The 20,663-nt window shown below is 72.3% G+C and carries 18 protein-coding genes, 1 other RNA gene and 1 pseudogene; 11 read left to right on the top strand and 9 right to left on the bottom strand.

The genetic code is table 11. The features are described 5' to 3' along the window. Nucleotides 1-43 precede the first annotated feature (43 nt). Nucleotides 44-736, bottom strand: coding sequence for an NADPH-dependent F420 reductase (gene npdG / locus ACIRL2_RS02115; RefSeq protein WP_395869420.1), 693 nt, complete (start codon nt 734-736; stop codon nt 44-46). Between npdG and ACIRL2_RS02120 the strand changes: the two genes are divergently transcribed. Both ACIRL2_RS02120 and ACIRL2_RS02125 read left to right on the top strand, forming a co-directional pair. After that, complete coding sequence (locus tag ACIRL2_RS02120) at nt 735-1,421, top strand: DUF1508 domain-containing protein (protein ID WP_395869422.1); 687 nt, start codon at nt 735-737, stop codon at nt 1,419-1,421. The two genes, npdG and ACIRL2_RS02120, sit on opposite strands and share 2 nt — an antisense overlap. Before the next feature lie 143 nt (nt 1,422-1,564). Further along, nucleotides 1,565-2,335: an MgtC/SapB family protein gene (locus ACIRL2_RS02125; RefSeq protein ID WP_402229485.1), complete on the top strand. Its 771-nt coding sequence runs from the start codon at nt 1,565-1,567 to the stop codon at nt 2,333-2,335. 25 nt (nt 2,336-2,360) lie between these two features. On the opposite strand, the gene ACIRL2_RS02130 is transcribed toward ACIRL2_RS02125, so the two are convergent. Beyond that, nucleotides 2,361-2,573, bottom strand: a complete 213-nt coding sequence (locus tag ACIRL2_RS02130; RefSeq protein ID WP_395869602.1) for a hypothetical protein — start codon at nt 2,571-2,573, stop codon at nt 2,361-2,363. Nucleotides 2,574-2,679: 106 nt separating this feature from the next. On the opposite strand from ACIRL2_RS02130, the gene map reads away from it, so the two are divergent. Together map and ACIRL2_RS02140 are read left to right on the top strand one after the other, a co-directional pair. Next, nucleotides 2,680-3,528 carry a type I methionyl aminopeptidase gene (map, locus tag ACIRL2_RS02135; RefSeq protein ID WP_395869426.1) on the top strand — a complete coding sequence of 283 codons (849 nt, stop codon included), beginning with the start codon at nt 2,680-2,682 and terminating at the stop codon, nt 3,526-3,528. A 122-nt stretch (nt 3,529-3,650) separates the two neighbouring features. Next, nucleotides 3,651-4,610, top strand: a complete 960-nt coding sequence (locus ACIRL2_RS02140) for a hypothetical protein (protein ID WP_402229488.1) — start codon at nt 3,651-3,653, stop codon at nt 4,608-4,610. Between the two features lie 29 nt (nt 4,611-4,639). Here the strand turns inward: ACIRL2_RS02140 and ACIRL2_RS02145 are convergent, their stop codons facing one another. The 4 genes from ACIRL2_RS02145 to yaaA form a co-directional block, all read right to left on the bottom strand. Then, the gene (locus ACIRL2_RS02145; RefSeq protein ID WP_395869430.1) at nt 4,640-5,329 is read right to left on the bottom strand and encodes a bifunctional DNA primase/polymerase; all 690 of its coding nucleotides are present in this window, start codon (nt 5,327-5,329) and stop codon (nt 4,640-4,642) included. Nucleotides 5,330-5,626: 297 nt separating this feature from the next. After that, complete coding sequence (locus tag ACIRL2_RS02150) at nt 5,627-5,863, bottom strand: chaplin (protein ID WP_395869604.1); 237 nt, start codon at nt 5,861-5,863, stop codon at nt 5,627-5,629. Between the two features lie 127 nt (nt 5,864-5,990). Then, on the bottom strand, nt 5,991-6,671 hold the full coding sequence (locus tag ACIRL2_RS02155) for a DUF732 domain-containing protein (protein WP_395869432.1): 681 nt from the start codon (nt 6,669-6,671) through the stop codon (nt 5,991-5,993). Nucleotides 6,672-6,846: 175 nt separating this feature from the next. Further along, nucleotides 6,847-7,644, bottom strand: coding sequence for a peroxide stress protein YaaA (gene yaaA, locus ACIRL2_RS02160; RefSeq protein WP_395869434.1), 798 nt, complete (start codon nt 7,642-7,644; stop codon nt 6,847-6,849). 150 nt (nt 7,645-7,794) lie between these two features. On the opposite strand from yaaA, the pseudogene ACIRL2_RS02165 reads away from it, so the two are divergent. Both ACIRL2_RS02165 and rnpB read left to right on the top strand, forming a co-directional pair. Further along, nucleotides 7,795-9,222, top strand: a pseudogene (locus ACIRL2_RS02165) (RNB domain-containing ribonuclease); the annotation flags it as partial. 41 nt (nt 9,223-9,263) lie between these two features. Continuing rightward, an RNA gene (gene rnpB, locus ACIRL2_RS02170) (RNase P RNA component class A) lies at nt 9,264-9,673 on the top strand. Nucleotides 9,674-9,940: 267 nt separating this feature from the next. On the opposite strand, the gene ACIRL2_RS02175 is transcribed toward rnpB, so the two are convergent. From ACIRL2_RS02175 to ACIRL2_RS02185, 3 genes are all read right to left on the bottom strand, one after another. Then, entirely contained in the window at nt 9,941-11,092 is a 1,152-nt protein-coding gene (locus tag ACIRL2_RS02175; protein WP_402229492.1) for a bifunctional RNase H/acid phosphatase, read from the bottom strand. After that, the gene (locus ACIRL2_RS02180; RefSeq protein WP_402229627.1) at nt 11,089-11,832 is read right to left on the bottom strand and encodes a zinc ribbon domain-containing protein; all 744 of its coding nucleotides are present in this window, start codon (nt 11,830-11,832) and stop codon (nt 11,089-11,091) included. Before ACIRL2_RS02180 ends, ACIRL2_RS02175 begins: the two co-directional genes overlap by 4 nt. Nucleotides 11,833-11,968: 136 nt before the next feature. Beyond that, entirely contained in the window at nt 11,969-12,796 is an 828-nt protein-coding gene (locus ACIRL2_RS02185; RefSeq protein ID WP_395869437.1) for a Nif3-like dinuclear metal center hexameric protein, read from the bottom strand. 169 nt (nt 12,797-12,965) lie between these two features. Here ACIRL2_RS02185 and ACIRL2_RS02190 point away from each other — a divergent pair, with 169 nt between their 5' ends. From ACIRL2_RS02190 to ACIRL2_RS02210, 5 genes are all read left to right on the top strand, one after another. Continuing rightward, entirely contained in the window at nt 12,966-14,273 is a 1,308-nt protein-coding gene (locus ACIRL2_RS02190) for a PASTA domain-containing protein (RefSeq protein ID WP_402229494.1), read from the top strand. 179 nt (nt 14,274-14,452) lie between these two features. After that, the gene (locus ACIRL2_RS02195; RefSeq protein ID WP_402229630.1) at nt 14,453-15,220 is read left to right on the top strand and encodes an SDR family NAD(P)-dependent oxidoreductase; all 768 of its coding nucleotides are present in this window, start codon (nt 14,453-14,455) and stop codon (nt 15,218-15,220) included. An 86-nt stretch (nt 15,221-15,306) separates the two neighbouring features. Next, entirely contained in the window at nt 15,307-16,569 is a 1,263-nt protein-coding gene (locus tag ACIRL2_RS02200) for a sensor histidine kinase (RefSeq protein WP_395869441.1), read from the top strand. After that, entirely contained in the window at nt 16,566-17,237 is a 672-nt protein-coding gene (locus tag ACIRL2_RS02205) for a response regulator (RefSeq protein ID WP_395869443.1), read from the top strand. Before ACIRL2_RS02200 ends, ACIRL2_RS02205 begins: the two co-directional genes overlap by 4 nt. A 339-nt stretch (nt 17,238-17,576) precedes the next feature. Then, on the top strand, nt 17,577-20,663 hold the full coding sequence (locus tag ACIRL2_RS02210; protein ID WP_402229497.1) for a lanthionine synthetase LanC family protein: 3,087 nt from the start codon (nt 17,577-17,579) through the stop codon (nt 20,661-20,663).

Raw genomic sequence — 20,663 nt, forward strand, 5'->3', positions numbered from 1 at the left:
GTTTCGAACGAGTGCGTCGTGGGTCGCACCCGGGATCGCGGCCTCACACGTCGGTGACGCGCAGACCGGCGTGCGCCTTGTAGCGGCGGTTGGTCGAGATGAGGTTGGCGGTGAGCCCCTCGACCTGACGCGCGTTGCGCAGCCGGCCGGCGTACACACCGCGCATGCCCGGGATCCGCGAGGCGAGCGCCTGCACCGCGTCGGTGGCGTCGCGTTGGTCGCCGAGCACCATGATGTCGGTGTCCAGGGATTCGACGTTCGGGTCGAGCAGCAGCACCGCGGACACGTGGTGGAAGGCGGCGGTGACGGCCGAGTCGGTGAGCACGGCGGCGGCCTGTTGCGCAGCGCTGCCCTCCTCGACGTCGAGCACGAACGCGCCCTGCTTGTCGAAGCCCATCGGGTTCACGCAGTCGACGACGATCTTGCCCGCGAGCTCGCTCTTGAGCGCGACGAGCAGGTCGCGGTGCCCCTCCCAGGGCACGGCGATGATCACGATGTCGCTCTCGGCCGCGCAGGTGGCGTTGTCGGCGCCGCGCACACCGGCGCCGAGCTCCGCCGCGGCGGAGGCGGCCCGTTCGGCGTTGCGCGATCCGATGATCACTTTCTGGCCGGCGACAGCCAGGCGGTACGCGAGGCCGCGGCCCTGCTCGCCGGTGCCGCCGAGGACGCCCACGACCAGATGGTCGATGTTCGGCAGGTCACGCGGGTCGCGTTTGGGGGACGAGGGGGTTGTCATGGGCGCGATCCTGCCGGCCGAAACCGCAGAGGACACGGGGTGCGCACCCGGATGCAGTCGAGGTCACACTGGTTTTCGGCTGTGCGGGTCGATTCACTCCGAAATAGCACTTATATATGACAACCGGGACGAACCGTGTTTCCTTGGAAGAGAAAACTTTCTCTACGCTCTCCAAGGAGACGCAGTGCCGGCCAAATTCATTGTCACCAAGGGACGCTCCGGCAAGTACGGATTCGTCCTGGCAGCCGCCAACGGTTCGACCATCATCAAGTCGTCGCCCTATGACACGAAGCGCGCGGCATTGACCGCGCTTCGGTCCGTCCAGCGCAACGGCGACACCGAAACGGTCGACGACCGCACCGTCGACGCCCCGGCCTCGGCCCGAGCCCGGATGTCGAAGTCCGTGGCCTCGCCCCGCCGGACGCCGGTCGCCCGGACCGTCGCCAAGCGCGGCGGCACGGTGCGCAAGAGCGCGCCCGCCAAGTCCGCCACGGCGAAGGCACCACCCCGAAAGGCGGAATCCCGAAAGGCCTCGACCAAGCCCTCGACCACTCGAAAGGCGGTATCGAGGACAACGGCGTCGCGGACGGCGGTTTCCAGGACCGGCGCCTCGCGCACCCGAAAGGCGGTATCCACGCCGAGCGGATCGCGAAAGCGGACCATGGCCGGGTCGCGCCGCGCCTGACCCACGCCCACCCCTCCCTCGATCGCCGGTTTCCGGACCCCCGCGCGTAACCCACGGCTTTGTCCGAGGTCGTAGCGTGCGGGGGACGGGAAAGCGGTCGAGCAGCCCCGGGACCCCCGGTCCCGGGCGGAGGAGGTGGGCGCGTGGATTCCGGCACGACCCTGGCGGCCTGGTCGCAGGGGATCGCGCAGAGTCAGGGGTGGACCCAGTTCTCCGAGCTGATGTTGTCCTTCGTGCTCTCCAGCGTGATCGGCGTCGAGCGCGAGGTGCGCCAGAAGAGCGCGGGACTGCGCACCCACGCACTGGTCGGCGTGGGCACCACACTGTTCATGGAGATCTCCAAGTACGGCTTCGCCGACGTGCTGCCCGCGGGCCACGTCGGCTGGGATCCGTCCCGGATCGCCGCGCAGGTGGTCTCCGGCATCGGCTTCATCGGCGGCGGCCTGATCTTCGTCCGCCGCGACACCGTGCGCGGCCTGACCACCGCCGCGGTCGTCTGGTTGACGTGCGCGATCGGCATGGCCTGCGGCGCGGGCCTGCCCTATCTCGCGATCGGGGTCACCACGCTGCACTTCGTGGTCGTGTACGGCTATCCGCCGATCATCCGCAGGATAAGCGGGCCGCGGAGCCGGGTGGCCGAGGTCCGGATCGGCTACCTTCCCGGGCACGGTGTGCTCTCCGCGGTCCTGGTCGCCTGTACCGGCGCCGGGTTCACCGTGGTGGACGTGTCCGTGCACAACCGTGACCGCGAGGCCGCGGAGGACCCCGGGGAGACCTCCATCGAGCCCCGGGCCGCGGCCGTGGTCCTGCTCTTGGAGGGCCCGGCCGATCCCACCGGGTTGGTGTCCGGCATCTCCGAGTTGCCCGGAGTGCTCACCGCGGGCGGCGGGCGGGTCCCCGAACCCTCCGAGTGACCCGACCGCCGCCCGAGCGGCCGGTTCAGCGGCGCCCGGGGTCGTTCCAGTTGGGGTCGTTCTCCCAGACCTGGTTGCGCGTCTTCGCGGTCTCCAGCGCGTTCGCCGCCTCCCGACGGGTGGCGTACGGTCCGAGCCGGTCGCGAGCCGGGCACTCCGGTCCCTCTTCGACCTTGGCGTGCTTGATGCAGTAGTACCACTCGCCGGCGCGCCCCTCGGGCTTGCGCCACAGTCTCAACCTCACGACCCGTCCTCCGCCCACTCGAGCTGCTGTCCGTCGTATCCGGTCGTATCCGTCGTATCGATCGATGCCTCGGTCGCGGCGCCGGCTACACTCGCTGGTTATGGCGATTCTCGTACCCGGTAAGGCAACCCCCATCCGCTCTGTTCCCGCCGACATCCCGCGGCCGGAGTATGTCGGGAAGCCGGCGCCGACCCCGTACACGGGGCCCGAGGTGCAGGACGCCGAGACGATCGAGCGCATGCGCGTCGCGGGCCGGATCGCGGCGGGCGCGATGGAGGCCGCCGCCGCGCACATCGCACCGGGCGTGACCACCGACGAGTTGGACCGGATCGCCCACGAGTACGTCCTGGATCACCACGCCTATCCGTCCTGCCTGGGCTATCGGGGCTTCCCCAAGACCATCTGCACCTCGATCAACGAGGTGATCTGCCACGGCATCCCGGACACCACGCGCCTGAACGACGGCGACATCGTCAACATCGACGTCACCGTGTTCATCGGCGGCGTGCACGGCGACACCGACGCGACCTACCCGGTCGGCGACGTGGACGAGGAGTCGAAGCTGCTCGTCGAGCGCACCCGCGAGGCGCTGAACCGGGGCATCAAGGCGGTCCGGCCGGGACGCCAGATCAACGTGATCGGCCGGGTCATCGAGTCCTACGCGAAGCGCTTCGGTTACGGCGTGGTCCGCGACTTCACCGGCCACGGCATCAACAGCTCGTTCCACTCCGGGCTGATCATCCCGCACTACGACGACGAGCGGGCGACCACCGTGATGGAGCCCGGGATGACCTTCACCATCGAGCCGATGCTGACCCTGGGCAGCTACGACTACGACATGTGGGACGACGGCTGGACCGTGGTCACCAAGGACCGCAAGCGCACCGCGCAGTTCGAGCACACCCTGGTCGTCACCGACACCGGCGCCGAGGTCCTGACCGTCGCGTAGCTGCGTGTACTTCCGTGTGGCCGTGGTCGACACCGGGCGGGCGCGGTGCGGCACCGGGCGCGGGCAGTAAGGTTTCGCGAGATCTCCTCCTGCCCGCTCCCCTGGAAGAGTGCCGAGTACCGATGCGCATATCCCGCGCGGTGGCCACGGCCGCCGCCCTGCTCGTGACGGCGCTCACCGCCACCGGCTGTGTCGCCGTCCACGGCTCCACGACGCCCGTCGAGGCCCTGGACCGGCACGAGGCCGGCAAGGTGCTGCACGACTACGAGGTGCAGAACAACCAGGCCTACGCGAACCGCGACCTCCCGCTCAACGCACGGGTGGAGACCGGTTCGCTCGGCGCGCTCGACCAGGCCGGTCTGAAGATCCTGAGCTTCACCGACCCGCGCGGCAATCTGGGCAAGGCGCCGATCAAGCACGAGCGGCCCGAGTTCCTGATCCCCAAGGTGATCGGCTGGCCCAAGTGGTTCGCCGTGCACAGCACGCCGAACTTCAACAACGCCAAGCCGCAGTTGCTCGTGTTCGTCAAGGCGAACCCGGACGCGGTCTGGCAGGCCGCGTGGGGCCCGACCCTGCAGAGCCCGTTGCCCGAACTGCGGCGGGACGCGGACGGCTACCTCGAACCGGTCGCCCCGAACGCCGCCGGACTGGCCGCCGCGCCCGGCGAACTGGGGCCCGTGCTCACCGAGTTCCTCAAGGACGGCAAGACCCGCGCCGAGTTGTTCGGGCCCGACCCGTACACCGCGCAGTTGCGCAAGCAGCGTGACGAGCCGATCGGTGAGGGTTTCGTGCGGCAGACGGTGGACGGCGCGGCGAACCAGTTCCCGCCGCTCGCGCTGCGCACGAAGGACGGCGGCGCACTGGTGCTCTTCGCACTCCAGCACAGCGTCAAGCTGACCGTGCAACCGCCGCGCCGGCTGGGCGACGTGGACCCCTCGACCCTGACCTTCCTGACCGGCAAGCCGACCAGGGCGGTCACCGAGCACCGGCTCTCCGAGTACGTCGCGGTGGTCCCCAAGGCCGGCGGCAAGGTGCAGCTTGTCGGCTGGATGTACGGCCTGGTCGGCGCCGACGGCGAGTGATCCGCCGGCGCCGGGGCGGGCGGGCCGGGCTACATCCAGCGCACGTCGCCGGCCGTCGCGCCCACCGTGTCGCACGCGTCGGTGAGCACGTCCAGCACCCGCAGCGGGTCGGGCAGCGGCAGTTCGGGACCCCGGATCCAGCGCACCTGCTGCCCCGAGGGGTGTTGTGCGGAGGGGACCAGCACATAGCTGCCCCGGCAGTGCCAGCGCAGGCCCGGATGCGCGTCCAGCGTCTCGGGATGGCAGTCCAACTCGCACGGCCACCACTCGTCCTCGTCGGCGGGAGTGCCGCGGGTCGCGGTGAAGAACAGCGTGCGTTCGGGGCCGCAGGAGGCCACCGGACCGATCTCGATGCCCTGCTCGGCGAATACCGCGAGGGCGATCTCGCCCGCCCGCGCGGGTACGTCCAACACGTCGTGGCCCGCGCCGGTGGCGGTGACGAAGTTGGCCTCCGGATACAACTCCAGCCAGCGCGCCACCTGGACCGGGTCGGTGGACGCCTGGGTCTGCCACGCGAACGAGACCGGGTGCATGCCCGGTGCCGGACAGCCGACCCGGTCACAGGAGCAGCCGAAGCCCACCGGGTGCGCCGCCGGACAGACGGGCCAGCCGCGCTCGACCAGGTCCATGAGCAGTCCGGCCCGCCGGTCGCGAACGGTGTCCGGATCCTCACGCGGTCGACGGCGCAGCCATCCGGCCATTCTGCCCATTCGCTCCATGGAACCCCTTCTTCCGCGTGCGTTTCGTACGCGCCCCACACGGCGCCTCTGCGTATACAACGCGGAAGACCGGCCCGAGCAATCCCCATCATCGCGGGTCGCCCGAGTCGATATGCCGACCGGGTTCGCAGGTGATCGGAATAGCACCGGTACGACGCCGTGAACCCGCGAGAAATGTACATCGCGGATCGCTTCGGTTCGGCGCGCCGCCCGCAACGACGACCGCCCCGTTCCCGAATGCCGGGAACGGGGCGGTCGCGCCGGCGGCGGCCCGGGAGGCGGGCCGCGGCGCGTGGATCAGCCCGCGTTGACGCAGGTGTTGCCGAACGTCGGGTTGAGCACGGCGATCAGGATGTCGACCGTGTTCCCGCAGATGTTGACCGGGACGTGCAGGTCACCGGCGATCTGGTTGCCCGAGGCGACACCCGGCGACTCGACCGCCGCGCCCTCGGACTCGGCGCTCGCGGTCGCCACGCCGGCGCCCATGGCCGCGATGCCACCGGCCATGGCCGCGACGGCGGCGATCTTCTTCATGTTCGTCACAGCGTTGTTCCTCCACGTAACGTGCCGACCAGGTTCGGCACGCTGGTCAACGACGTGGTGGGGGGGCGGAAACGCGCGGCGGGCGAGATTCACTCGTTCACTGCGGGACCGACGAGCCCTACTTCATGTTGCCCCTCTGCTCCGGGCAGAACGCGGGCACCGCACCGCCCACAAGCATGGCCTTCTCCTGCATCGCGCTCACCGCGGTCACCTTCGTCGCGGTCTCGACCAGGCTCTTCCCGGACTTGAGGTCCGCGCAGGCCTGCTTGCCCTGGGCCACGAGTTCGGCGTCCGGCTTCGACTTCGTCGCCGGGACGAGCAGGTGCAACGTGCTGAGGAAGTTGTTCTCGCCGAGTCCGCCGCCCCCGCCGGGCAGCGGGTCCGAATCCTCGTCGGTGTCCGGATCGGGCGACGTGACGCGCTTGGTCGGCTTGGTCGACGGCGTCGCCGATCCGGACTTCGAGCCGGTCGACGCGCTCGCCGAGGACGTCGAGGACGCCGAGCTCTTCTTGTCGTCGTCACCGGACATACCGACCGCGACGATCACGCCGACGATCGCGAGCACCGCGACCACCGAGACGCCGATCCACAGGCCCTTGCGGCTGCGGCCGGGCTGGGGCGGGTAGCCGGCGCCCTGCGGGTAGCCGCTCGGGTACTGCGGCGGGCCGTACTGGCCCGGCGGGTACTGCGGTTGGCCGTACTGGCCGGGCTGCTGCTGCCCCGGGTACGGCTGTTGTCCGTATTGGGGCTGGCCGTACGGCTGGTTCGGGTCCTGGCCGGGCGGCGGCGGGTAACTCACTCATCCCCCATGGATGTCGGATCGTCGCCTCCGTCGAGCACGGCGCACGGATCATCCAAAGTAGGACGAAATGCCTTGTTTTTGGCCCGCGGAGGAAGCGTCAGGATCATGAAGCTCTCCTCATTTGTCAAGGCGAGTCTTCTTTCGATCGCAATCGCACACATGCCCGCCGTACTCAGACCGCGGCGACCACGATGTCCAGCGCCCAGGGCGTGCCTCCCTGCTTCGGTTCGGCCGTCTCCACGGTCCACCCCAGTGCGCGCAGCGCGTCGGCCAGTTCGGCCGGGTTGCGCGGTTCGGCGCCGGAGACCAGCAGGTCCCGGGTCACCCGGCCCTTGGTCGCCTTGTTGAAGTGGCTCACCACCGAGCGCTTGGCGACGCCGTCCACGATCCGCTCGTGCAAAACCCGTACCGTCGCGGTCCGCTCGGCCACCGCGCCGGTCGGCTTCCAGGCCGCGCCGTACGCCGCCGACCGCAGGTCCAGGACCAGTTCCTCGCCCGCGAGCCTGGGCAGCACCGGGGCCATCGCGGCGCGCCACTGACCCGCGAGCGCGCCGATCCCGGGCAGCCGCACACCCATCGAGCAGCGGTACGGCGGCACCCGGTCGGTCGGCCGCAACGCCCCCCACAGGCCGGAGAACACCAGGATCGAACCCGCCGCGCGCGCCGCCGCCGCGCCGGTGAGCGTGGGCAGGTCCAGCGCGTCGTAGAGCACACCGGTGTACAGCGCGGCCACCGTCAGCGCGGGCGCCTCGCGCAGGTCCAGGTTGCGCAGCACCTCGCCGCGCAGCTTCGGACCGAGCCCGAGCACCTCCAGCGCCTTGAGCTCGTCGCCCTCGCACAGCGTGATCAGCGAGTCGAGCACCTGCCGCCGCACGGAGTTCAGTTCCGGCATCGAAAGGCCCGCGAGATCGAGCGCGGGGCCCGTCCCCGCAGCGGCCTTGCCCTCGGAGGGCGGCAACAACACGAGCACGGGCGGGACTCCAAGCGGCGCGGGCGGAAAGGGGGTCGATCAAGTTTATGGGGAGGAGTCGGGCCGATCATGACGCAGCGGCTCCGGGCGCGCGGGCGAAAAGCCGGTGAAGTCCTTCGCACCGCAGCCGATCTTTCCTAAGCTCGACCCGTGCCTCGTCGCCATCTCCACATCAGGTCCGCCGACGGTGATCGCCTTCGCGCCGGTTTCACCCGCCTGCGTGCGGACCTCGGGCTGCCCGGCCCGTTCTCCCGCGAGGTGTCGGCGGAGGCGGAGGCTGCCGCCCGGCGCGGGCCGAGCCTGACCCGCCGGGATCTGACCGAACTGCCGTTCCTGACCATCGATCCGGCCGAGTCGCTGGACCTGGACCAGGCGATGCACCTGACGCGTCGGGGCACCGGCTATCGGGTGCACTACGCGATCGCCGACGTCGCCGCCTGGGTCACCCCCGGCGGCGCGCTGGACGCGGAGACCATGCGCCGGGTGGAGACGCTCTATCTGCCGGACGAGCGCATCCCGCTGCATCCGCCGATCCTCTCCGAGGCGGCGGCCAGCCTGCTGCCGGGGTCGGACCGGCCCGCGCTGGTGTGGGTGCTCGACCTGGACGAATCCGGCGACCTGATCGGCACCGACGTCTTTCGCGCGATGGTGCGCAGCCGGGCCCGCTTCGACTATCCCCAGGTGCAGCGCGCGATCGAGGCGGGCACCGCCGAGGAGCCGTTGGCGCTGCTCGCCGAGATCGGCATGCTGCGCGAGGTGCTGGAGAGCGAACGGGGCGGGGTGAGCCTGCCCATCCCGGAGCAGGAGATCGTCGAGGACGGCGACACCTGGCGCCTGGAATACCGGGCGCCGATCCCGGCCGAGGGCTGGAACGCGCAGATCTCGCTGCTGACCGGGATCGCCGCCGCCGACCTGATGACGTACGCGGGCGTCGGCATCCTGCGCACGCTGCCCGAACCGGCGCCGGAGGCGCTGGCCCAGGTCCGGCGGGTGGGCCGCGCGCTCGATGTGGCATGGCCCGACGGCGACACGTACGGCGCGGTGATCCGCTCGCTCGATCCGGACAACCCGCGGCACGCGGCGTTCCTCCAGGAGGCCACCGGTCTGCTGCGCGGGGCGGGCTACACGGCGTTCGACGCCGGGGTCCCGGAGCAGGCCGGGCACGCGGCGGTCGCCGACGAGTACGCGCACGTGACCGCGCCGCTGCGGCGGCTGGTCGACCGGTACGCGGGCGAGATCTGCGTGTCCCTGGTCGCGGGCACCGACGTGCCGGACTGGGTGGGCGCGCGGCTGCACGAGTTGCCGAAGGCGATGGAGACCGGCGATCGGCGGGCGCACGAGGTCGAGCGCGAGGCGGTCTCCCTGGTCGAGGCGGTCGTGCTCGCCGACCACGTCGGCGACGAGTTCGACGCGGTGGTGGTTGACCTGAACGAGCGCGGCGACGGCGGGACGGTACAACTCGCCGAACCCGCCGTGCGAGCCCGCTTCGACGGGCCGGGTCTGGGCCTGGGCGAGCGGGTCCGGGTCCGGTTGACCGAGGCCGACGACGCCCGGCGCAGGGTGCGGTTCGCCCCGGCGAAGGCGCCGGGCGCACCCGCTAGGATGGCGGGCACGACGGATGAGTCGGCCGGGCGGCCGCGTCGGGATTCCTCCTCGGAGGGTTCCGCCGAGGAACGTCCGGGCTCCACAGGGCAGGGTGGTCGGTAACACCGACCCGGGGCGACCCGCGGGACAGTGCCACAGAAAACAGACCGCCGACGTCCTCGGACGATCGGTAAGGGTGAAACGGTGGTGTAAGAGACCACCAGCGCCCGAGGTGACTCGGGCGGCTAGGTAAACCCCACCCGGAGCAAGGTCAAGAGGAGCACCGTCACACGTGCTCTGCGCGAACGTTCGAGGGCGGCCCGCCCGAGTTCGCGGGTAGACCGCTGGAGGCTGTCGGCAACGGCAGTCGTAGATGGATGGCCGCCTCCCCGGGCGCCGCAAGGCTCCCGGGAGACAGAACCCGGCGTAGAGGCCGACTCATCCGTCGCCTTCCTTTTTCTCGCCCCCTCCCCCGCCGACGCGGCTCGCCGGTCGACGGCGCGGGAGGCGTCGGGCCGACCGTGACGAGCCGTCCGGGGCCGGCCGGGCAAAGCCGAAAGCCCCGGCCTGAACCCAGGCTCGGGGCTTTCGGAAGTTTGGTCCTCCGCGTGGTCCGCCCGGATTCCTACTGGCGGGCACGCTGAAGGCGCTTCCGACTATGCCACACGTCGGGCGGCGCCGTCAAACCTTTGTTCGACCACGCCGCCCGATGTCAGGCGCCGCGCAGGTGCGCGGTCTCGTTGAACACCCGCAGCGACGCGTTGCCGTCCGACCACCACTGGACCGCGCTGATCGCCGCGGCGGACAGTTCCATCCGGAACATCGACTCCGGCGGGGCGCCGAGCGCGATCCGTACCAGTGTCTTGATCGGCGTCACGTGGGTGACCACGAGCACGGTCCTGCCGGGATGCCGGGCGATCGTCTTGTCCCGGGCCACCTCGACCCGGCGGGCCACCTCGGTGAAGCTCTCGCCACCGGGCGGGGCCGCGTCCGCCGAGGTCAGCCACGCGTCGAGGGCGTCCGGGGTCTGCTCGCGCGCCTCGGCGAAGGTGAGTCCCTCCCACGCGCCGAAGTCGGTCTCCCGGAAGCCGGGTTCCTCGCGCACCTTCAGGCCCAGTCGTTGTGCGACCGCCTCCGCGGTCTGCCGGCAGCGACCCAGCGGCGAGGACACGATCGCCTCGATCGTGCCGCGCTCGGCGAACGCCTCGGCCGCCCGCGCGGCCTGCCAACGACCGCGCTCGGACAGGTCCGGATCGGCGCCGGTGCCGGAGAAGCGCTTCTGCGGGGTGAGCACCGTCTCGCCGTGTCGCAACAGCACCAGCGTGGTCGGGCGACCCAGGTCCGGGCCCCAACCGGGGGCGGTCGGGCGGACCTTGGTGGTGATCGGCTCCTCGACCTCCGGCCCCGGGGCCCGGGGCGTGGCGAACGCGGTGGACTCCTGCGGGGTCCAGGCCCGGCCCTTGGCCGCCGCGTCCATCGCCTCGTTGGCCAGCCGGTCGGCGTGCTTGTTCTGCTCCCGCGGGATCCACGTGTAGGTGACCTGCCCGGGCGGGTGGATGCCTCGGGCCTTGGTCGCCAGGTCGCGCATGTCGGCGTGCTTGATCTTCCAGCGGCCCGACATCTGCTCGACCACGAGCTTGGAGTCGGCCCGCACCTCGACGGTCGCCGTCGGGTCGATCGCGTGCGCCGCGCCCAGGCCGGCGATCAGACCGCGGTACTCGGCCACGTTGTTGGTCGCCACGCCGATCGCCTCGGCCACCTCGTGCAGTACCTCGCCGGTCTCGGCGTCGCGCACCAGCGCACCGTAGGCCGCCGGCCCCGGGTTGCCCCGGGAACCGCCGTCGGCCTCGACGACGAGCCTCACAGGCCCGACTCGGCCGTGCGGACGAGGATGCGCCGGCAGTTCTCGCAGCGCACGATCGCGTCCGGCGCGGCCGCCCGGATCGCGCCGAGGTCGGTGATCCCCAGTTCCAGCCGACACCCCTCGCAGCGGCGCTGGAACAGCGGGGCCACGGCCACGCCGTGCGACTGCTCGCGGATGCGCTCGTACAGCTTCATCAGGTCGGCCGGGATCGCCGCCGCGATCACCGCGCGCTGCTTGGTGGTGGCGCTCACCTCGGTGTCGATCTCCGCCTCGGCGGCGGCCCGCCGGGACTCGGCGGCGTCGCGCGCGGCCTGCGCCTCGTCCCGCTCGGCGACCAGCTTGGCCAGCCGGCCCTGGATGTCCTCGCGGCGTTCCATCACCTCCAGGACGACCTCTTCGAGGTCACCCTGGCGCTTGGCGAGCGAGGCCACCTCGCGCTGGAGGTTCTCCAGGTCCTTGGGCGAGGTGACGTGGCCCGAGTCCAGTCGCTGCTGGTCGCGTTCGGCGCGCTTGCGGACCTGGTCGACGTCCTGCTCGGCCTTGGTCTGGTCGCGGGCCGCGTCGCTCTCCTCGGTCTCGCCCGCGACCACGAGGTCGCGCAACCGGGCGAGCCGGGAGCCGAGGCGGTCGATCTCCTCGTTCTCCGGCAGCGTGCGCTTCTTGTGGGCGAGCAGGTCGATTCGCGAGTCGAGGGCCTGGAGGTCGAGCAGGCGGAGCTGGTCGGCGGGCGCGGCGTTCAGCGGGGGCTCCTTGGATGCGGCTCGGGTGGGCGGGAGGTTGCTTCCCACCCGCCCACCCGTTGCGTTTCGGTGGGTGGCTTCGGGGGTTGCGGACGACGGTCGGGCCGATCGGGCCACATGCGCGTCGTCACGGCGCTCAGCGGTGCGGTGTGTGGAACGTCCACGGGTCCGTGACTAGTTCCGACACGTGGGTTTCCACCGTAGTACCGGTCGCGGCGAGCGCACGGGTCAGTTCCTGGGCCGCGTACGCCAGCCACGGCCACTCGGTGGCCCAGTGTGGGGCGTCCAGCAGCGCGGGGCCGCCGTGTTCCAGCGCCTCCGAGGCCGGGTGATGGCGCAGGTCGGCGGTGACGTAGACGTCGGCGCCGCTGCGGCGGACCGCGTCGAAGAGGCTGTCACCCGCGCCGCCGCACACCGCGACGGTGCGCACCAGGCGGTCCGGGTCGCCGGCCACGCGCAGGCCGGTCGCGGTGGCGGGCAGCGCCCGGGCGGCCCGGGCGGCGAAAGCGGCGAGCGTCTCGGCGGCGGCCAACTCGCCGATCCGGCCGATGCCCCGGCACTCGCTCGGGTCGGCCGGGGCCGGGTCGAGCGGGGCGGTGACGGTCAGTCCGAGCGCGGCGGCGAGCGCGTCCGAGACGCCGGGGGCCGCCGAGTCGGCGTTGGTGTGCGCGACGTGCAACGCGCAGCCGCCGGTGATCAGCGTATGCACGACGCGCCCCTTGAATCCGGTCGCGGCGACCGAGTGCACTCCGCGCAGGAACAGCGGGTGGTGGGTGACCAGGAGGTCGGCGCCGCGGGCGAGCGCCTCGTCGGCGACCGCCCGGGTCGGGTCCACGGCGAACATCACCGAGCGCACCTCGGCGTCCGGGTCGCCGCAGACCAGCCCCACCGCGTCCCAGGATTCGGCCCACTCGGGGTGGTAGATCCGTTCGAGGGCGCTGACGACGTCGGAGAGCTTGGGCACGAAGGGAGGTTACCGCTCCGAGGTCGCCGCCCCGGATTCGGGCATCCGGGGCGGACGGTGACGCAGTGCACCGGAGCGCCCCCGGATTGTGTGAAGTCGGCCCCATCCGAAGCGTTTGTGCGGTAGGCAGGCTCGCACTGTCGTACGACCGACGAGGGGGACGACGACGATGGTGCACTGTCTGCTGTGCGGTACGCCCTATCTGGAGACGGACGCGTACTGCCCGGGCGAACAATGCGGCACCGACCTGCACGGCCAGCGCATGGGCGATCCGGCCTGCGCGGTCCAGGCATGGTGCGAACCTCGTCGGATCACCGCGGCCGCCGGCGAGACGGTGATGGTGACGCTGACCCTGCGCAACGCGGGCAGCGCGCCGGACCGCTACGACCCCGAACTGCCCCGGGACGTCGGCCGGCGGATCGGCCTGGACCGCCCCGGCGCGCCCGATGTGTATCCGGGCGAGACCCGGATCTGGACGATCGTCTACACGGTGCCCCCGGACATCGAGGACCAGGTCGCGCCGAGCGGGATGTTCGGCCTGGGCGAGGTGGGCGCGGACAGCGGTGGCAGCGCCTTCGAACCGGTGTCCCGGGTGGTCGAGGAGAGCGAGATCCCGGTTCGGGTGGTGTCCGCCCGGGACATGCGGGTGTCCGCGTGCGCGCCGTTCTCGGTGCGGGTGGTGTCCACGGACCGCGACCCGGACGGTGGCCGGCGACCGGTCGGCGCACCGGTGGATCCGTACCACGACGATCGTGAGCGTCGGGGCGGCAAGCGGCGGACCAGAATCGCCGGCGCCGTGGCCGCGACGGTGGCCGCGATCGTCGCGGCGCTGCTGATCGGTATGGCGATGGCGGGCTCGGACGACAAGAAGCCGGCGGCCAAGGTCGTCCCGACGGGGTCGGCGGGCTCCTCGGCCGCGTCCTCCCCGGCCGCCGTGCCGACCACCGAGGCGCCGGTGACCAGCACACCCGAGGCGTCCGACTCGGCCTCGCCGAGCACCGGCGCGCCAGGGAAGCTGACCGTGCCGAACGTGGTCGGGATGACCGAGGCGCAGGGTGTCGCGCTGCTGCGGGAGAAGGGTTTTCGCGGCGTCGTCAAGGGCACCGGCGGCACGATCGCCTCCACCGACCCGGCGGCCGGGAAGAAGGTGGATCGGGACAAGGCGGAGATCGTGGTGACCATGTCCGGGGTTCGGACCACGCCGCCGGTCATCCGGCCGCCGATCACGATCAGACCCACCGATCCCGCCCCGTCGTCGGCTCCGGTGACGACCACGGTCCCGCCGCTGTCCGGCCTGACCGTCGCCGACGCGACCGCGGCGCTGAAGAACGCCCGCCTGAACATCGGGCTGCCCTCCGGGGCCTCCCGGAGCGACGTGGTCACCGGCTCGACCCCGGGTTCGGGCGAGGCGGTGGCGATCGGTACGACCGTGACGGTGAGCGTGGCCCCGCGCGCGACCGCGACCGGCCCGGGCTGACGCACGGCGGCGATCGGGGCCGGGCGCACCGCGGGCGACCGGGACCGGCGCACCGCACGCGATCATGCAGGCCCGCCGCGCCCACCCGGAACTGACTCACCGTCAGATCCGCTGGCCGCCTCCCCTTTCCATGCAATAGCTTGCTTCAGTCAAGAACAGGCGAGGGGAGAACGCTCATGCTGGACCTCACAGGCGCGTCCGCGATCGTCACCGGCGGGGCCTCCGGGCTCGGCGAGGCGACCGCCCGCCGACTCGCGGCCGGCGGCACCTCGGTGGTGATCGCGGACAAGAACGAGGAGCGGGGCAAGGCGGTCGCCGCCGAAATCGGCGCCGGCGCCGTCTTCGTCGCGACCGACGTCACGAACGAGGAGCAGATGCAGGCCGCGGTGGACGCGGCGGTCGCCGTCGCGCCGCTGCGCGCGCTGGTCTCCTGCGCCGGCACCGGGATGGGCGCCCGCACGGTGGCCCGGGACGGCACGCCGCACCCGCTCGCCGCCTTCGAGTTCATCGTCCGGCTCAACCTGATCGGCACCTTCAACGCGGTCCGGCTCGCCGCCGCCGCGATGGCGAGCGCCTCGCCGCAGGCGGACGGCGAGCGCGGCGCGATCGTGTGCACCGCGTCGGTGGCCGCCTTCGACGGGCAGATCGGCCAGGCCGCGTACGGCGCGTCCAAGGCCGGCGTGGCCGGCATGACACTGCCCGTCGCGCGCGACCTGTCCGCGATCGGCGTACGGGTCAACACGATCGCACCCGGCACGATGGACACCGCGCTGTTCGCCGCCGCACCGCAGGCGGCCAAGGACACCCTCGGGCAGCAGGTGCTGTTCCCCAAGCGCATGGGCGTCCCGGACGAGTTCGCCTCGCTCGCGTACGAGTTGCTTACCAACAGTTACCTCAACGCCGAGGTGATCCGGCTCGACGGCGGCATTCGCTTTCAGCCGAAGTAGTGGGAATCGGCATCAATCAGGACGATCATCGCGCCGCTCGGCGCAGACGGTCGGCATGTCCGCCCCAATGATGTTGGGATGGGGGCGTGAGCGATCCGACCTCGGCGTGGCAGCGCCCCCTGCCCTTCCATCTCCCCGGCCTCGCGCCGCCCATCCGCCGCGACTGCGCGATCGGCGGCGTGGTCCTCGCGGGCGCCCTCGTCCTGCTCGTCACCAACTCCTACCTGATCTGGGGCGCGTGGGACCCGAACCGGTGGTTCCGACTGCTGCCGCTGCTGCCGTTGACCGTCGCCGAGTGCCATCGCAGCACGTCGCCGCGCTTCGCGGTGTTCCTGGGCTTGGCCTGCGAGAGCGTGGACATCGCGCTCGGGCCCTCCATCGGCGGCCTGATCATGTGGTCCGACGTGCTGTACGCGGCGTGCCTGTACGGCACGTCGCGACTGGCGTTCGGGCTGCTGTACGGCAACGTGGTGGCGCTGATCCTGGGCGCGGGCACGGTCTGGGCGGTGACCCGCGAGTTCCGGCTTTTCGTCCTGTCCATCTTCTACATCGGACTGGTCGGCATCTCCCCCGTGCTCACCGGCTTCTCGGTGCGCGAACACCGCGAGAAGGCCGAGGTGGAACGGTTGCGCGCGACCCAGACCGCGCGGCTGGCCGAACTCGACCACCAGGCCGCCGTGGTCGCCGAACGTGCCCGGATGGCGCGCGAATTGCACGACGTGATCGCCAACCACCTGAGCGCGGTGGCGGTCCAGTCCACCGCCGCGCTGTCGGTCAGGAGCATGGACGAGGCCCGGCTGCGCGAGACGCTGGAGGTGATCCGGGAGAGCAGCCTGCAAGGGCTCACCGAGATGCGCCGGATGATCGGCCTGCTGCGCTCGGAGAACACCCCCGAGGAACCGGTGTCCGTACCCCGTCTGGCGGAGACCGATCGGCTGGTCGAACACGTGCGCCGGGCCGGGCTGATCGTCGACATCGAGGTCACCGGCGTGGTGCGGGAGTTGCCCACGCCCGTCGACCTGGCCGCCTATCGGGTGGTCCAGGAGACCCTGACCAACGCGCTCAAGCACGCCACACCGCAGCGGTTGCGCATGGTGTTCGCCTATCGTGCCCAGGACGTGGTGATCATCGGGGACAACGGGATCGATCCCGAGCACGTGACCCGACTGCCCGGCGCCCGTGCGGGACTGGTGGGCATGTCCGAGCGCGTCTCGCTGCTCGGCGGCGTGTTCGAGGCGGGGCCGCGCGACGGCAGATGGTACGTACGGGCCGAACTCCCGTGCGGTGACGACGTGGTGCGCGGCGCCGGAGACAACGCCTCGCTGGGGCCGAAGGGTGGGACCGGGTGAGCGACATCGACACCTTGCGCGTGCTGGTCGCCGAGGATCAGGCGGCGGTCCGGGCCGGACTGGTGCTGATCCTGGACGCGGCAACGGGCATCGAGGTGGTGGGCCAGGCCGTCGACGGCGAGAACGCGGTGGAACTGGCCCGGTCGTTGCGCCCGGACGTGGTGCTGATGGACGTGCGGATGCCCCGCCTGGACGGGATCAGCGCCACCCGCGAGCTGACCGCGGAAGGGCTCGACGTCCTGGTACTGACCACGTTCGACCTGGACGAATACGTGTTCGGCGCGCTGCGCGCGGGCGCCGCGGGCTTCCTGCTCAAGACGGTGGACGCCGAACGCCTGGTCGAGGCGGTCCGGTTGGTCGCGCGCGGTGACGGCTTCGTGGCACCGGAGGTCACCCGCCGGTTGATCCACGCGTTCGCGAGCCCCTCCCGCCCGGGACCGGCGGACGGGCCCGAGGTGGGCGCCGAGGCGCTCGCGTCGCTCACGCCGCGCGAGGGCGACGTGCTCGCGTGCCTGGGCCGGGGCATGTCGAACCAGCGGATCGCCGAACACCTGGACATGGCCGAGGCCACGGCCAAGACGCACGTGAGCCGGATCCTCACCAAACTGGGCCTGCGCAGCCGGGTCCAGGCCGCGATCCTGGCCCAACAGCGCGGAATCGGCGAGTAACTCGATCAGCCCATTCCCAGCCGCATGGTTGCCCCCATGCCAGCCCGTTGACCTGCGCCGATGTCGACTGTTCGGAAATATGCAGATCAACTGACCAACCAACCCTCAATGCGGGTCACTTCACTCAAAGGGGTGAAGGCTGCCGCAACTCGTTGAGGTGGCCCGAACGCGCTGCGTACGGTCATGCCGTCCCGCCGGGGGGAGCGATCCGAGGCGGGGCGCCATGTCGGCGACCGAGTCACAACGGTCGTTCGACAACCGTTTCCGGGCACCGGTCGACGAGCGCGACGCGCATCGCCGACCGGGGCGCGAGGGCACAGTCGAGGGGGAAGTCCAGGGATGGCGACGACGACTCGTGGGCACCGTGCGGAGCGCACCGGCGGCCACGGCGCGCCGGGTACGAACCTGGTCGACCGCGTCCGTGCGGCGCTCGACCGCTTTGCGGTCGGTGCCCGGGAACAGGATCACGCCGGTCGGCCCGACCCCGCCGAGACCGGCGCCGGGTGGGACGTGCGCTCGGACGACTTCTGGTGCACCGTACGACCGCCGGGCCACGCGGCCCGCGCCCAGGGCTGGAAGATCCACGTCAGCGCGCGCACCGGCGACGCCCCGCACGTGCTCGGCCGAGTCTGCGACGTGCTCCTGCCGCGCCGGGTCGCGTTCAAGTTCGCCGGCGACACCGAGCGGCTGCGGATGCTCAACTCGCGGGAGGCGGACCGGGCTTCGGCGGGCAAGTTCATCACCGTCTATCCCGACGACGACGAGCAGTTCATGGAGTTGGTGGACGCGCTCGACGAGGTGACGCGCGAGCTGAGCGGGCCGGGCATCCTCTCCGATCGGCCGTGTCGACCGGGCAGCGTCGTGCACTACCGCTACGGCGGGTTCGGCCGACGTGCGGTGCTCGGCAACGACGGCGGCTACCGGGCGGTGCTCACCGACCCCGACGGGCTGGCCGTGGACGACGCCCGGGAGGCCTGGTTCACCCCGCCGCCGTGGGCGCCGGATCCGCTGCTGCGGCGGGCCCGTTCGGCGCCCGCCGCCGCGCCCGCGCCGGCCCGGCCCCCGGGGGTGCTGATCGCGGGCCGCTTCGCGGTCACCGCGGCGCTGCGGCACTCGGCCAAGGGCGGCGTCTTCGTCGGCCGGGACACCACCGACGACACCGACGTCGTGGTCAAGCAGGCCCGCGCGCACATCGAGGTGGACCGCTCCGGGCGGGACGCGTGCGCCGCGCTGCGGCACGAGGCGATGCTCATGCGGCGGCTCGCGCACACCGGCCTCACCCCTCGGCACGTCGCGCTCGTGGAGGAGGCCGAGACGATCTTCCTGGCCCAGGAGCGGGTTCCGGGCGAGCCGCTGCGCACCTGGGTCGGCCGACACGCGCAGGACCCGGACGTGCCCTGGGCGCGGGCCCGGGGCATCGTCGAGGAACTGATCCGACTGGTCCGGACGGTGCACGACGAGGGCCTGGTGATCCGCGACCTGTCGCCGACGAACGTCCTGGTCGGGCCGGACCACGCGGTGCGTCTGGTGGACCTGGAGTTGGCCGCCGAGATCGGCTCCCGGGCGGGTGCGGCGGGTACTCCCGGCTATCGGGCGCCGGAGCAGCGTCCCACCGCGGACGGTGGGCATCCCGTGCACCCCGCCGCCGATCTGTACAGCCTGGGCGGCCTGTTCTTCCTGTTGGCCACCGGCGCCGACCCGGCCCTGCCCGAGGATGTGGGGGCGAACCGCAGCACGGTGGAACGCCTGGGCGCGTGGCTGGAGTTGGCGGCACGGCAGGGCGACACGGCACGGCGGCTGGCGCCGGCGATCCGCGGTCTGTGGCACGAGGAGCCGACGGCGCGATGGACGGTGCAGCGGTTGGGCGCGTACGTCGCGGGGGTGGATGGCGGGGTCGGGGCGGGCTCCGGCTCGGGCCCGAGTTCGGGAGTGGGTGTCTCCGGTGACGACGGTGACGACGGTGCGGGCGAGGGTCGGGGCGGCGGGGAGCGCGTGGACGCCGGGGAGCGCGTCGCTGTCGGCCGGGACGGTGATGACGGCGCCGTGGCCGGGCTGGACGGCGGTGACGGCGCTGCCGCCGGGCCGAAAGGCGGGAGTGGCAGGGACGACGGTCGGGGCTTCGCGGGCGCGAGTGCCGGTGCCGAGGTCGGTGTGGCCGGGCGCCAGGACGCGCCGGACGGACCTCGGCCGCATCCGGACACCGAGGGCGACAAGGTCCCGCCGCATCCGCAGCCGCCGGAGGACGATCCGCTGCTCCTGGACGGGCTCGCCCACCTGATCGCGACGATGACGCCGGGGCGGGTGGATCGGCTGTGGCCGATGACGGCCGGCGCTGCGGCGATGGATCCGTGCAGCGTGCAGTACGGCGCCGCCGGTGTGCTGGGTGTACTGGCCCGGGCCGCGCACACCACCACGCTCGAACCCCGACTGCGCTACGCGCTGCACCGCGCGGTCGAGGACGGCGCGGCGTGGCTGCGCGATCGGGCGGCGGCCGAACCGGTGGTCCTGCCCGGCCTGCACTTCGGGCGTTCCGGCACCGCGTGGGCCCTGCGGGACGCGGCGGCCCTGCTCGGCGACGAGAAGCTCGCCGCCGCGGCCGTCGACGAGGCCCTGCGGGTACCGATCACGTGGCCCAATCCGGATGTGTGCCACGGAGCCGCCGGGGCCGGTCTGCTCCAGGTCCGGATGTGGCGGGCGACCGGCGACGAGCGGTTCCGGCAGCGCGTCGTCGCGTGCGCCGACGCGCTGCTCGGCGCGGCCCGGCAGGCCGGCGATCTGACCCTGTGGCCGGTCCCGAAGGACTTCGACTCGCGCCTGGCCGGCGCGGCGCACCTCGGCTTCGCGCACGGCGTCGCCGGCGTCGGCACGTTCCTGCTGGAAGCTGCCCTGGCCACCGGCCGCGAGAGCTGCCTCGACGGCGCCCGGGCCGCGGCCCGCACCCTGACCCGGACCGTGCGCGCCGACGGCGACACCGCGTGGTGGCCGCAGGGCCCCGGCGATCCGGCGGGCGTACGCCTGGCGCACTGGTGCAGCGGTTCGGCCGGCGTCGGTACCTTCCTGGTCCGGCTGTGGTGCGCGGACGGCGATCCGCAGCACCGCGACCTGGCCGAGCGGGCGGGCGCGGCGGTCCATCGGGCCCGCTGGCACTCGGGCACCGCCGCGTGCCACGGCCTCGCGGGCAACGGCGAGTTCTTACTCGACTTGGCCGAACTGCTCGACGACGAGAGCCATCGCACGCGCGCCGCCGACCTGGCCGACCAGCTCCGGGCCCGGACCGCGCTGATCGAGGGCCTGCGGGTGCCCGCCGACGAGACGGCGATCGGCGTCTCCGCCTCGTACGGCACCGGCACCGCAGGCGTCCTCGGCTTCCTGCTGCGGCTCGGCCACGGCGGCGGTCGGCTCTGGTTGCACGGTGAGGACGCGTGA

Origin of the sequence: Embleya sp. NPDC127516 (genome assembly GCF_044765325.1) — a bacterium.
Lineage (GTDB): Bacteria > Actinomycetota > Actinomycetes > Streptomycetales > Streptomycetaceae > Embleya.